The organism is Kineosporia sp. A_224 (assembly GCF_002198655.1).
GTDB lineage: Bacteria > Actinomycetota > Actinomycetes > Actinomycetales > Kineosporiaceae > R-H-3.
On the sequence record NZ_MWLN01000144.1, the window covers coordinates 1 to 12,419 of the forward strand.

The 12,419-nt window shown below is 73.7% G+C and carries 10 protein-coding genes and 1 pseudogene; 4 read left to right on the top strand and 7 right to left on the bottom strand.

The window, feature by feature from the left end; translation table 11 throughout:
- The 3 genes from EDJALFJO_RS12715 to EDJALFJO_RS12725 form a co-directional block, all read left to right on the top strand.
- The coding region (locus EDJALFJO_RS12715) for an ABC transporter substrate-binding protein (RefSeq protein WP_198950245.1) at positions 1–1,087 on the top strand (1,087 nt) is incomplete at its 5' end.
- A complete protein-coding gene (locus EDJALFJO_RS12720; RefSeq protein ID WP_233149834.1) occupies positions 1,084–1,884 on the top strand; it encodes an ABC transporter ATP-binding protein in 801 nt (266 codons plus the stop codon). The genes EDJALFJO_RS12715 and EDJALFJO_RS12720, both read left to right, overlap by 4 nt.
- Positions 1,874–2,776 (top strand): ABC transporter permease, encoded by a 903-nt coding sequence (locus tag EDJALFJO_RS12725; protein WP_088285750.1) that lies wholly within the window; start codon positions 1,874–1,876, stop codon positions 2,774–2,776. Before EDJALFJO_RS12720 ends, EDJALFJO_RS12725 begins: the two co-directional genes overlap by 11 nt.
- A 254-nt stretch (positions 2,777–3,030) precedes the next feature.
- Here the strand turns inward: EDJALFJO_RS12725 and EDJALFJO_RS12730 are convergent, their stop codons facing one another.
- From EDJALFJO_RS12730 to EDJALFJO_RS36420, 6 genes and pseudogenes are all read right to left on the bottom strand, one after another.
- Positions 3,031–3,426 (bottom strand): NUDIX domain-containing protein, encoded by a 396-nt coding sequence (locus tag EDJALFJO_RS12730; protein WP_198950246.1) that lies wholly within the window; start codon positions 3,424–3,426, stop codon positions 3,031–3,033.
- Between the two features lie 124 nt (positions 3,427–3,550).
- Positions 3,551–4,192, bottom strand: coding sequence for a DUF998 domain-containing protein (locus EDJALFJO_RS12735; RefSeq protein WP_088285754.1), 642 nt, complete (start codon positions 4,190–4,192; stop codon positions 3,551–3,553).
- An 84-nt stretch (positions 4,193–4,276) separates the two neighbouring features.
- Complete coding sequence (locus EDJALFJO_RS12740) at positions 4,277–4,660, bottom strand: VOC family protein (protein ID WP_088285756.1); 384 nt, start codon at positions 4,658–4,660, stop codon at positions 4,277–4,279.
- Between the two features lie 81 nt (positions 4,661–4,741).
- A complete protein-coding gene (gene hrpA, locus EDJALFJO_RS12745; RefSeq protein ID WP_088285758.1) occupies positions 4,742–8,743 on the bottom strand; it encodes an ATP-dependent RNA helicase HrpA in 4,002 nt (1,333 codons plus the stop codon).
- 66 nt (positions 8,744–8,809) lie between these two features.
- On the bottom strand, positions 8,810–9,703 hold the full coding sequence (locus EDJALFJO_RS12750) for a catechol 1,2-dioxygenase (RefSeq protein ID WP_088285760.1): 894 nt from the start codon (positions 9,701–9,703) through the stop codon (positions 8,810–8,812).
- 204 nt (positions 9,704–9,907) lie between these two features.
- Positions 9,908–10,119, bottom strand: a pseudogene (locus tag EDJALFJO_RS36420) (VOC family protein); the annotation flags it as partial.
- Positions 10,120–10,195: 76 nt separating this feature from the next.
- Here EDJALFJO_RS36420 and EDJALFJO_RS12760 point away from each other — a divergent pair.
- Positions 10,196–11,242: a GyrI-like domain-containing protein gene (locus EDJALFJO_RS12760; protein WP_088285764.1), complete on the top strand. Its 1,047-nt coding sequence runs from the start codon at positions 10,196–10,198 to the stop codon at positions 11,240–11,242.
- On the opposite strand, the gene EDJALFJO_RS12765 is transcribed toward EDJALFJO_RS12760, so the two are convergent.
- Positions 11,211–12,176: an N-acetylmuramoyl-L-alanine amidase gene (locus EDJALFJO_RS12765; RefSeq protein WP_198950247.1), complete on the bottom strand. Its 966-nt coding sequence runs from the start codon at positions 12,174–12,176 to the stop codon at positions 11,211–11,213. The genes EDJALFJO_RS12760 and EDJALFJO_RS12765 overlap by 32 nt on opposite strands.
- Positions 12,177–12,419 lie beyond the last annotated feature (243 nt).

Consider the following 12,419-nt stretch of genomic DNA (forward strand, 5'->3'; position numbering starts at 1 on the left):
CCCCTCCCGCCGCACCCTGCTGCGCACCGGCGCCGCCGCCGTCTCGGCCGTGGCCCTGCTCTCGCTCGCCGCGTGCGGCGGCGGCAGCACGGCGTCCACGGGCGCCGCCCCCGCGGCCACCGCCCCGTCGACCGACCAGACCGTCGCGGTGAACATCGGCTACTTCCCGAACCTCACGCACGCGCCCGGCCTCGTCGCCGACGCCGAGGGCTTCTTCACGAAGCGGATCGGCGACGGCAAGGTCAAGACCCAGTCGTTCAACGCGGGGCCGGACGTCGTCCAGGCGCTCTTCGGCGGCTCGCTCGACATCGCGTACATCGGCCCCAACCCGACGATCAACGCGTACGCGCAGTCCGGCGGGGCCGCCGTCCGGGTCATCTCCGGCGCGACCTCCGGCGGGGCCTCGCTCGTCGTCAAGCCGGAGATCACCACCGCCGCGCAGCTCAAGGGCAAGACCCTCGCCACCCCGCAGCTCGGCAACACGCAGGACGTCGCCCTGCGCTACTGGCTCTCCCAGCAGGGCCTGAAGACGACCGTCGACGGCGGCGGGGACGTGAGCATCAAGCCGCAGAAGAACTCGGCGGCTCTGCAGGCGTTCGCGTCCGGGCAGATCGACGGCGCGTGGGTGCCGGAGCCGTTCGCGACCCAGTTCGTCGCCGCCGGCGGGAAGGTCCTCGTCGCCGAGTCGACCCTGTGGCCGGGCGGCAGGTTCGTCACGACGAACGTCGTCGTCCGCACCGAGTTCCTCCAGAGGAACCCCGACACCGTGCGGGCGTTCCTCGAGGCGAACCTCGACGCCATCGACTTCATCGCGGCGGAGCCGGCCAAGGCCCGGACGGACGTCGCGACGAAGATCTCGGCGATCACCGGCCAGGAGGTCGAGCCGGCCACGCTCGCCGACGCCTGGGGCAACCTCACCTTCAGCGCCGACCCGCTGCAGGCGACGCTCAAGGAGTCCGCGAAGCACGCCCAGGCGGTCGGCCTGCTCGAGAAGGCGCCGTCGGACGACTTCGCGAAGCTGTGGGACCTCGCCCAGCTCAACGCCGCGCTGAAGTCCCGCGGCCAGGCGGAGGTGGCGGCGCTGTGACCGTGACAGAGAACGAGGCCCGGCCCGCGTCCGGCGCGGCACCCGAGCCCGTCGCGCACGGCGGTGTCCGGCTGACCGGGGTGACGAAGGTGTTCGGCCGCGGGGCGACCGCGACGACGGCGGTGCAGGACGTCGACCTCGACGTCCGGCCCGGCGAGTTCGTGACGATCGTCGGCGCGTCCGGCTGCGGCAAGTCGACGCTGCTCTCGCTCGTCGCCGGGCTCGAGCAGGTGACGACGGGCACGCTCGAGGTCGGCGGCCGGGTCGCGCTCATGTTCCAGGAGGCGACCTTGTTGCCGTGGCTCACCGCGGCCCAGAACGTCGCGCTGGCGCTCAAGCTGCGCGGCGTCGCCCGGGCGGAGCGCACGCCGCAGGCGCACGCGCTGCTCGAGCGGGTCCGGCTCGGCGCCTACGCCGACAAGCGCCCCCACGAGCTGTCCGGCGGCATGCGGCAGCGGGTGGCGCTGGCCCGGGTGCTCGCGCAGGACGCCTCGGTCGTCTGCATGGACGAGCCGCTCGGCGCGCTCGACGCGATGACCCGCGACCACATGCACGACGAGATCGAGCGGGTCGCCGGCGAGGCCGGGCTCACCGTGCTCTTCGTGACGCACAACGTCCGCGAGGCCGTCCGGCTCGGTGACCGCGCGGTGCTCATGGGCTCGTCCCCGGGCCGCGTCGTCCATACCGAGCACATCGACCTGCCGCGGCCCCGCCGCATGGAGGATCCCGAGGTGGCCCGCCGGGCCGGCTCGCTCACCGCCGCCCTGCGAGAGGACGTGGCCCGCCATGTCGGTTGACGAACGCCCCGCAGGCACCGGCACGTCCGGCGGGCTCGCGACCGCGGTCGGTGCGGCGTCCGGCCCCGGCCCGCTCGCCCCCCTCGTCGGTGCCGACTCCGACCGGTCGCGTGCCCTGACCCGGGCCTGGGCCGGCACGTGGCCCAAGGTCGGCGCCGTCGTCGCGTTCGTCGCGATCTGGCAGGCCGTCGTCCTGTCCGGCTGGCGCCCCGAGTTCGTCCTCCCGGCGCCGCTCACGGTCGCGCAGACGCTCGGCGACCTCGTCCGTGAGCCGGAGTTCTGGCAGGCCATCGGGACGACGCTGCGCCGGGCGCTCGTCGGCTTCGCCTTCGCGATCGCGATCGGCACGGTCGTCGGGATCGCCGTCTCCCGGTTCCGCCCGGTGCGCGCGGCGATCGGCTCGCTCATCACCGGCCTCCAGACGATGCCCTCGATCGTCTGGTTCCCGCTGGCGATCCTGCTCTTCGGCCTCAACGAGCAGGCGATCACGTTCGTCGTCATCCTGGGCGCCGCCCCGAGCATCGCGAACGGCATCATCTCCGGCATCGACCACGTGCCGCCGGCGTTCACCCGCCTCGGCACGGTGCTCGGCGCGGGGTCGGTCGACCTCTACCGGCACTTCGTCATCCCGGCGGCGCTGCCGTCCTACGTGGCGGGCCTCAACCAGGGCTGGGCCTTCGCCTGGCGCAGCCTCATGGCCGGCGAGCTCCTCGTCATCATCGAGGGCAAGCCGAGCCTCGGGTCGCGCCTGTCCTTCGCCCAGGACTTCAACAACGCGCCGGAGCTCATCGCCTACATGCTCGTGATCCTCGTGCTCGGCATGCTCGCCGACACGGTCTTCTCGTCCCAGTCCCGTCGGATGCGGCGCCGCCGCGGCCTCGCCGTCGACTGACTGCCCACCCGCTCGTGCGATCTCGGGTGACGCCGGTCAGAAGCAGCGCACCAGCCACGATGCGACCTGGGCGGGCGCGGACGTAGGGCGGCTGGTCGGCCATGCCGCCGGCATCGTCGCCGGGTTCCGTCATCGCCTGAGCAGCGATGCCCGGGCCCGCTACGGCTTCCGCACCACAACGCAACCACAACCTGCTCCTGGGGGCCTTTCGTGCTGCCCGGAGCAGGTTCTGGTTGCGGTATGGCGGACGACGGTCAGCAGCCCAGGCCGAGAGCCGTGCGGACGGCATCCGCGAACCGGTCATGCTCGTGCACGCCGATCCAGGCCACCTCGGCGATCTCGTCGGGGCCCGCCACCGGCTCACCGACGCCAGGGCCCTCGAAGCACACCAGCAGCACGGCCCAGCCCGGTCGGCCGTACGCGGGGCCGGTCACCCGCGCCACCTCGCGCAGGGCACCGGCGTCGACGACGATCCCGGTCTCCTCGAAGACCTCTCGCGCCGCCGCCTCGGCGTACGTCTCCCCCTCCTCGGGCACCCCACCCGGCAGGAAGAACGCGCCCGCCCCGTGCGGCCGCACCCCCAGCACCGCCCCGTCCGCCCGACGAGACACCCACGTCGCCGCGACGACCGTCCCCGACACCTCTGTCACGCCGTCCCCCGTTCCGGTCATGCTCGCGCCCGGTACCGGAAACGGGCCGGCGCGACCTCTCGGACGCTACCCGGCACGAGCGCGAGCGGGAGGTGCGTCAGCCGGGCCGGGGCAGCACCACGTCTCAGTCGCCCACCTGGACGCTGTCGGAGCGGACGCTGTCGGGCCGGGTGGCGGTGACGATCGCACAACCGATCCCGATCGCTCCGAACACGGTGACCGCGAGCAGCCGTTGCAGCAGGCCACCGTTCGCGACCTGGTCGACGGGCGTCGAGCCGCTGAGCATCGCGGCGCAGCCGGCGAAGAGCGCGAGATTGAGCACGAGGTAGGCCCGGGCCCAGGGCGACGCCACCCTCCAGAGCAGGGTCGCCATGAGCAGCGGGATCACGAACATGCCGGCGCCGATCGGGCCTCCGCCGTGCCGTGGATCCGGCAGCGGGAAGACGCCCGCGGCGATCGCGGCGGCGCCCGTCGAGGCGACCGCCAGCGCGGTCAGTCTCGCCCGGACCGCGGGGACCGGCGACCAGCGGGGGGCGGCCGCGAACCCGTAGGCGGCCACCGCGGCCAGGACGCCGGTCGAGACCGCACCGAGGTTGAAGACCAGGGCCCGGGCCGAGTCGCCGACCCCGAGGTCGCTGGCCGCCTGCTGCCGGAAGCTGTACCCCGGCGTGAGCACGCCGATCACACCCTGGGTCAGGAAGTACAGCACCGGGACGCCGAGTCCCAGGGTCAGCGCGGCACGGTCGAACCGGCGGGGAGCGGGCATGCCCTCACGCTAGGCAGCCCGAGACGTCGCGGGCATCAGGCATCACCCTGGTCGAGCCCTGAGCAGGGGCAGGTCGGGTGCGGGTCAGGCGTGGGACAGCAGGGCGACGCGGTTGCCCTCGCAGTCCTCGAGCTCGGCGACCTGGCCGTCGCCGACGGACGCCGGCGGGTAGAGCACCCGGGCGCCCGCCGCCACGCCGCGGGCGAGGACCTCGGGGACGTCGTCCACCTCGAAGTAGACCCGGGTCCCGTCGACCGACGGCACGTAGCTCTCCCCCGCGGCCAGCGCCCCCGTCGCCTGCCCGACCCCGTCGGCGGGCGGGAAGAGCGCCATCGGGTGGCCGTCGACGACCGCCCGCTCGAGCCGGACGCCGAGCAGCCCCTCGTAGAAGGCGACGGCGCGGTCGAGGTCGGTCACCGGGATCTCGAAGTACGCGACGAGCCGCACGCCGTCCTCCACTCCGCTCATGCTCGCGGTCGGTACCGGAAACGGGCCGGCGCGACATCCAGAACGGTACGCGGCGCGAGCATGAGCTGCTCGGCGGGCGAGCTACGGCAGGGTCGCGGCGACGGCGTCCATGGCCTTCTGGATCCGCTTCTCCGAGACCGGGTACGGGGTGCCGAGGTGCTGCGCCCAGAAGCTGACGCGCAGCTCCTCGACCATCCAGCGGATCTCGTCGAGCGCGGGCGGGACGGCGGCACCGGGCTTGAGCCGGGCGCGCAGGTCGGCGTACGACTGCTCGACGAGCTCGACGCGCCACATGAGCTCGCGGTCGCGTTCGGGCCGCTCGGGGAGCTTCTCCAGCCGCTGGACGGCGGCCCGCAGGTAGCGGGCGACGTCCCGCAGGCGGTGGTACCCGGTCTCGGCGACGAACCCGGTGTGCACGAGGGCGGCGAGCTGCTCGCGGACGTCGGTCAGCGCGGGCAGCAGCACGAGGCTCGACGTGCTCCGGGCGGCCCGCTCGACGTCGCCCGCGACCGCGAGGATGTCCGCGACGACGGTGACGACCTCGGTGAGCACCGGCTCGGCCCGCCCGCGGACGGCGTCCCGCAGGGCCGCGAAACCGGCGGCGTCCCAGGCCGGCCCGCCGGCGTCCTCGACGACGACGTCGACGGTGCACGCGAGGCAGTCGTCGAAGAGCGCGACGGCCCCGCCGTGCGGGGCATGGCTGAGGGCGAGCTTGGCCCGGTTGTCGAGCCGCCCGAGCACGGTCTTCGCCGGCGACTGCGTCGTCAGCAGGAGCAGCCGGCGGGTGCCGGTGACCATCGCCCGCTGCTGGTCCGCTTCGGTCGGCAGCACCTTGACGGCGACCGACGTCCCCTGGTCGACGAGCGCCGGGAAGCCGCGGACGCCGTCCGCCGCGAAGGTCCGCGGCAGCTCGCCGATCGACCAGTCGGTGAGCCCGGCCCGCTCGACCCGCTGCGCCACCTGGGAGATCGTCGTCGCGACCTTCGGCTTGAGGCGCACCTTGAGCGCGTCGAGGTCCTTGCCCTCGGCGAGCATCCGGCCCTGGGCGTCCTCGACGCGGAACGTCATCCGCAGGTGCTCTGGCACCTTCTCCAGGTCGAGCTCGTCGCGGGGCACCGGGAACCCGCCGACCCGGGAGAGCTCGCGCGCGACCGCCTCGAGGAGCGGCTCGTGCCGCGGGTGCAGGGACCCGAGCAGCGCCTTGGCGGTGTCCGGCGCGGGCACGAAGGAGCGGCGCAACGCCTTGGGCAGCGACCGGATGAGGGCCGTGACGAGCTCGTGCCGCAGCCCCGGGATCTGCCACTCGAAGCCGTCCGGGCTGACCCGGTTCAGCAGGGTGACCGGCACGTGGGCGGTGACACCGTCCGCGGCCGCACCGGGCTCGAACTGGTACGTCAGCCCCAGCGTCAGCTCGCCCTGGCGCCACACGTCCGGGTAGTCGGCCTCGCTCACCTCGTCGGCGTCGTCGCTGACGAGCAGCTCAGGGGTGTACGTGAGCAGGTCGGGGGTCTCCCGCCGGGCCTGCTTCCACCAGGCGTCGAAGTGCCGCCCGGACACGACGTCCGCCGGGATCAGCTGGTCGTAGAAGGCGAAGAGCGTCTCGTCGTCGACGAGGATGTCGCGGCGCCGGGCCCGGTTCTCCAGGTCCTCGACGTCGTCGAGCAGGCGGCGGTTCTCGGCGAAGAACGCGTGCCGGGTCTCCCAGTCGCCCTCGACGAGCGCGTGCCGGACGAACAGCTCACGGGACAGCTCCGGGTCGACCCGCCCGTACTGCACGGTCCGGCCGGCGACGATCGGGACGCCGTAGAGCGTGACCCGCTCGACGGCGACGACGGACGCCCGCTTCTTCTCCCAGTGCGGCTCGCTGTAGGTGCGCTTCACGAGGTGGCCGGCGAGCGGCTCGACCCACTCCGGCTCGATCTTCGCGACCGTGCGGCCCCAGAGCTTCGAGGTCTCGACGAGCTCAGCGGCCATGAGCCACGACGGCTGCTTCTTCGCGACGGCCGAGCCCGGGAAGACCGAGAACCGCGCCCCGCGGGCGCCCTGGTAGTCGCGGGCCGCGGCGTCCCGCAGCCCGATGTGCGAGAGCAGCCCGGCGAGCAGCGACTGGTGCACGCGCTGCGGGTCCGCGGGCTCGCTGTTCAGCGTGACGTCGAGGCTCTTCGCGAGCTGGCGCAGCTGGGCGTAGAGGTCCTGCCACTCGCGCACCCGCAGGTAGTTGAGGTACTCGCTGCGGCACAGCCGGCGGAAGGCGCTGCTGCTGAGCTCCTTCTGCTGCTCGCGCAGGTACTCCCACAGCCGCAGCAGCGTGACGAAGTCGCTCGTCTCGTCGGCGAACCGGCGGTGCTTCTCGTCGGCCTGCTGCTGCGCGTCGACCGGGCGCTCGCGGACGTCCTGGATCGACAGCGCCGCCGTGATGACCATGACCTCACGGACGCAGCCGTTCGCGTGCGCCTCGAGGATCATCCGGCCCAGTCGCGGGTCGACGGGCAGCTGGGCGAGCCTGCGCCCGACCGGGGTGAGCCGGTCGGCGGCCGGCTTCGCCGGGTCGAGCGCCCCGAGCTCGACGAGCAGGTCGACGCCGTCCTTGACGCTGCGCCGGTCGGGCGGGTCCACGAACTGGAACTTGTCGACGTCCCCGAGGCCGAGCGCGGTCATCTGGAGGATGACCGAGGCCAGGTTGGTCCGCAGGATCTCCGGCTCGGTGAACTCCGGCCGCGCGAGGTAGTCCTCCTCGTCGTACAGCCGGATGCAGATGCCGTCGCTCGTCCGGCCGCAGCGACCCGCGCGCTGGTTCGCCGACGCCTGCGAGACCGGTTCGATGGGCAGCCGCTGCACCTTCAACCGGTTGCTGTAGCGCGAGATCCGCGCCGTGCCCGGGTCGACGACGTACTTGATCCCCGGCACCGTGAGCGAGGTCTCGGCGACGTTCGTCGCGAGGACGACGCGGCGCCCGGTGTGCGAGGTGAAGACCCGGTGCTGCTCGGCGGCCGACAGCCGGGCGTAGAGCGGGAGCACCTCGGTGTGCCGCAGCTGGAGCCGGTTGAGCGCCTCGGCGGCGTCCCGGATCTCGCGCTCGCCGGAGAGGAACACGAGGACGTCGCCGGGCCCCTCGGCGGCCAGCTCGGACACCGCGTCGCAGATCGCCTCGACCTGGTCCCGGACGACGTCGGTCCCGTCCTCCGGCCGGCCGCCCTTGCCCTTGGCCAGCAACGGGTTGCGGCGCCCCTCCGGCCGGTCCAGGTCGTCGAGGTCGTCGTCCTCGTCCACCACGGCCGGCTGCACGAGCGGCCGGTAGCGCACCTCGACCGGGAACGTCCGCCCGGACACCTCGACGACGGGCGCCCCGCCGAAGTGCGCGGAGAACCGCAGCGGGTCGATCGTCGCCGACGTGATGACGACCTTGAGGTCCGGCCGCCGCGGCAGGAGCTGCTTGAGGTACCCGAGGATGAAGTCGATGTTCAGCGACCGCTCGTGCGCCTCGTCGATGATGATCGTGTCGTAGCCGGTGAGCATCCGGTCGCCCTGCATCTCGGCGAGCAGGATGCCGTCCGTCATGACCTTGACGAGGGTCGAGTCGCTCGCCCGGTCGGTGAACCGCACCTTGTAGCCGACGGCCTCCCCGAGCGGCACCGCGAGCTCCTCGGCGATCCGCTCGGCGACGCTGCGGGCGGCGATCCGGCGCGGCTGGGTGTGCCCGATCTGCCCCCGGACTCCGCGCCCGAGCTCGAGGCAGATCTTCGGCAGCTGGGTCGTCTTGCCCGACCCGGTCTCGCCGGCGACGACGACGACCTGGTGGTCCCGGATCGCGGCGGCGATGTCCTCCCGGCGGCCGCTGACGGGCAGCTGCTCGGGGTAGGTGATGCGGGGCATCGCGGCCGCCCGGGTCACGAGCCGCTGCTGTGCCGTCGCGACGTCCGCCGCGACCTGGGCGAGCGCCTGCGCCTGCCGGGCCGGGTCCTTGATCCCGCGGACGCCGTCGAGCCGGCGGCCGAGCCGCCCGGCGTCGCGGAGGGTCACCTCGCCGAGCCCTTCGCGCAGCGCGGCGAGGGCCTCACGCGGGGAGGACTGCTGGGTGGACATGCCGGCTCCAGCATAGGCAGCGCGGCCGGGCCGCCCCCAACGGGTTTCCTGCCGGCTCCGCAGAGGTCAGGCGCGCGGCGCCGTCCAGCCGCCGGCGGGGCGGTCGAACCACAGGTGCACCTGACCGGTGCCGACGGAGTTCTCGTAGTCCCCGTACTGCCGCGACGGCGCCGTCACGGCGCCCTCGCCGAGCGCGGCGACCATCATGAGGTAGTGGGCGAACCTGCCCTCGGGCCGGTGCTCGAGGAACTCCGGCATCGTGTCGAGCACCCGGGCGTGGTCGCCGTCCGCGAACCACCGCAGCCGCTCCTGGTCGGCCTCGTACGCCTCGCGGGAGAAGATGTGCGACGGGTCGCTCGCCTCGTGCGCCCGCAGCTCGCGCAGCGGCCAGAACGTGTGCGAGAGCGCACCGCTCGCGACGAGGAGCACCTTGCGGTCGACAGCCGCGATCGCGTCGCCGAGCGCGCGGCCCGCGGCGAGGAAGTCGAGGGTGTCCCCGGTCTGGCACACGCTCACCGACACCCAGCGCTTGTCGGGCAGGCCCCGGCCCAGGAAGTGCCAGAGGTTGAGCGTGGCGTAGTACATCGGCAGGTACTGGTCGTCGATCGCGGTGACCCAGGTGCCGTGCTTGTCGCCGTGGGCGGCCATCGCGTGCGCGAGCTCCGGGTCGCCCGGCCAGTCGTAGGGGATCCGGCACATCCCCCGCGGCAGCTCCTCGGCCGTGAAGAGCCCGGCGCGGCGGTCCTGCGCGGTGACGACGAACTCGACGGTCGTGAACCAGTGCGAGTCGAGGACGACGACCGTGTCGTAGTCGAGCGTCTCGAAGACGTCCCGCCGCAGCTGCTCGATGCCCGGGACGAGGCTGATCTCCTTGCCCCCGTTGAGCGCGAGCCGCTCCTCGTACGGCATCAGCATCGTCGGGACGTGCGCGAGCAGCCCCGCGCCGACGACCTCACCCATGACAGCCTCCTCGACACCATTCGTTCGGTACCGAATGATTGCCGGACGGCGCCCGGCCGGGCGAGGGACCAACGTCCCCCGCCGCCCGCGTCACCGGGCGAGCAGACCGCTCAGACGTGCTGGTCGAGGAGCACCGGGTTCCCGTCCGGGTCGACGACGACGATGCTCCCCGGCCCCGTCGTCGACGCGTCGACGACGGGGCCNGAGCAGTCCGCCGCCCAGCCCGGGTTGAACGTCAGCATGTTCCGCTCGAACATCCCCTGGAAGAGCCCGACGACCGTCGTCCCGTTGCGCATCATGAGCATCCGGTGCTCGACGCTGCCGGCGAACACCTCGAAGCCGAGGGCCTCGTAGAAGGCGTGGGACGCCTCGAGGTCCTTGACGGTGAGGCTGATCGAGAAGGTGCCGAGGTCCACGGACGCTACCTTTCGGGTCGACGGCCCCGTGATCGACGGGGTGTGCCGACGCTAGCCCGGACCGAGGACGGAGCACTTGCCGATTCTTGCGAACCCGCTCTACGCGCGACGGGTCGACGCGGCCGTCGACCACGTCGTCCAGAACCCCGACCTCCCGCTGAGCCTGGAGGACGTCGCTGCCGTCGCCGGCTTCTCGCCCTTCCACTTCCACCGGGTGTTCGCGGCGACCACCGGGGAGACGCTGCACGCCTTCGTCACGCGGGTGCGGCTGGAGCGGGCGCTGCACCTCATGGCGCACCGCCGGACGGCGTCCCTCACCGAGGTCGCGCTCGCGTGCGGCTTCTCGTCGAGCTCGCACTTCTCGCGCACCTTCCGCGCGCACTACGGGGTGCCCCCGCGCCGGCTCGACATCGACCGCTTCCGGGCGGAGAACCGGCTGCACCTGCTCGACACGCTCCCGGACGGGCAGCGGGACCGGTTCACCGGCTCCCACGACGGGGACGCCGCACCCGGGCCCGCGGACGACGCGGACGCCGCGGACGACGCCCTCGCCGCCGTCCGGCTGCGCCCCCTGGCCGCCCGCCGCGTCGCGTACATCCGCGTCGTGGCGCCGTACGCCGGCGGGGTCGCCGAGGCCGCGGCGGGCCTCGTCGGCTGGGCCCGGGCCCGGGGCCTGGACGGCGGGCAGTGGCTGGGCTACCAGTGGGACGACCCGGAGACCGTGCCGCTCGACCGGTGCCGGTACGACGTCGGGCTCGAGGTGCCGGACGACCTCGGGCCCGCGGCCGCGTCGGGCCCGGACGACCCCGTCGTCGGGTTCACCGTGTTCCCGCCGACCACGGTCGCGGAGGTCGACGTCAGCGGCACGGCCGCTGACGAGCTGGCGGCGCTCGACCTGCTCTACCGCACCTGGCTGCCGGCGTCCGGCTGGGCCCCCGCGCACCAGCCCTGCTTCGAGGCGTGGCGCGGCCTGCCGTTCGGGGACGGCACCGAGCACTTCGAGCTCACGGTGCAGCTGCCCGTCGTCCCACTGACCGACGTCGTCCAGCCGCTCGGCTGGGAGCCGGCGGACGCCGGCCAGGGAGGTCCGCTCAGCCGAGGAAGTCGACGACGCCCGCGGTGATCGCCGCGGCGGCGACGCCGTCCTGCCACGTCGGGTCGGTGAGCATCGCGGCGTCACGCGCGCTGCGCATGTTGCCCAGCTCGATCATGACGATCGGCTGGTCGCTCCAGTTCAGCGTGCCGAGGTCGGAGCGGACGTCGTAGCCGTCGTGGCTGCCGATGTACGTCGCGGGCCGCTGCCCGGCGTCGACGAGCGCGTCGTGGACGGCGATCGCGAGCCGCTTGGAGGGCTTGGCGATGTCGTCGGTCCAGCCCTTGACCGAGGCCGGCCGGATCACGTGGAAGCCGCGCGCCGTTGCAGGCGCGCCGTCCGCGTGGATCGAGACGACGGCGTCCGCGTCGACCCCGTTGCCGACCCGCCCGCGGGCGTCGATGCACGGGCCCCACAGCGCGACGTCCTCGCGCGGCCGGGTGAGCACGACCTTGGCGCCCTGCGCCTCGAGCCGCTTCTTCGCCGCGAGCGCGATCCGCATCGCGATCTTGGACTCCGGGTACCCGCCGTTCGTCTGCGTGCCCGTCGTGTTGCAGGCCTTCCGGATGCCGTTGCCCGCATTGACGAGCCGGTTCACCTTCGCGAGGTGCCGGCTGTTGCCGATCTGGTGCCCCGGGTCGAGGACGACGACCATCCCGGCGAGCGCCCGGCCGCGGACGACCGGCAGCGCCAGGAACGTCGTCGGCTCGTTCCAGCGCGTCGTGCGTCGCGCGGGGGCGGACGTCGTCCGCGACGGGCTCGCCGAGGGCGTCCTGGACGCGGTCTGCGTCGCCGGCGCGACGGACGTGGCCGTCGAGGGTGTCACCGTGACCGACGGGCCCGGCGGCGTGGCCGTCGTCGGGGCGGCGGCCGCGGGAGCGGACGACCCCGCACCGGCGGTCACGGTGCCTGCCGACCCTGCCCCGCAGGCCGCCGTCAGGGCGAGCCCGACGACCACGACCACGCCCGGCACCGCCCTCCGGACGGACCGCACCGACCGCACCGACCTCGACCGCATCCCCGCACCCACGGCCGACAGTCTGGCACCCCGCCGGCGACCCGGGCGGGCACGTTGATCGACGCGCCACCCGCCGGGCCGGCGGCACCGGGACGGCGCACAGCCGCAGGAGGCAGACTGTCGCACCTGACGAGGGCGGAGGGACGGTCCATGGACGCAGCACGGGGCACGCGCCGCCGGTGCGGCGGC

Bases quoted from the DNA above. Each gene is read 5' to 3' on its own strand.
- EDJALFJO_RS12725 (WP_088285750.1), top strand. From the start codon at position 1,874: ATGTCGGTTGACGAACGCCCCGCAGGCACCGGCACGTCCGGCGGGCTC.
- EDJALFJO_RS12735 (WP_088285754.1), bottom strand. From the start codon at position 4,192: ATGCCCGCTCCCCGCCGGTTCGACCGTGCCGCGCTGACCCTGGGACTC.
- EDJALFJO_RS12740 (WP_088285756.1), bottom strand. From the start codon at position 4,660: ATGAGCGGAGTGGAGGACGGCGTGCGGCTCGTCGCGTACTTCGAGATC.
- hrpA (WP_088285758.1), bottom strand. From the start codon at position 8,743: ATGTCCACCCAGCAGTCCTCCCCGCGTGAGGCCCTCGCCGCGCTGCGC.
- EDJALFJO_RS12750 (WP_088285760.1), bottom strand. From the start codon at position 9,703: ATGGGTGAGGTCGTCGGCGCGGGGCTGCTCGCGCACGTCCCGACGATG.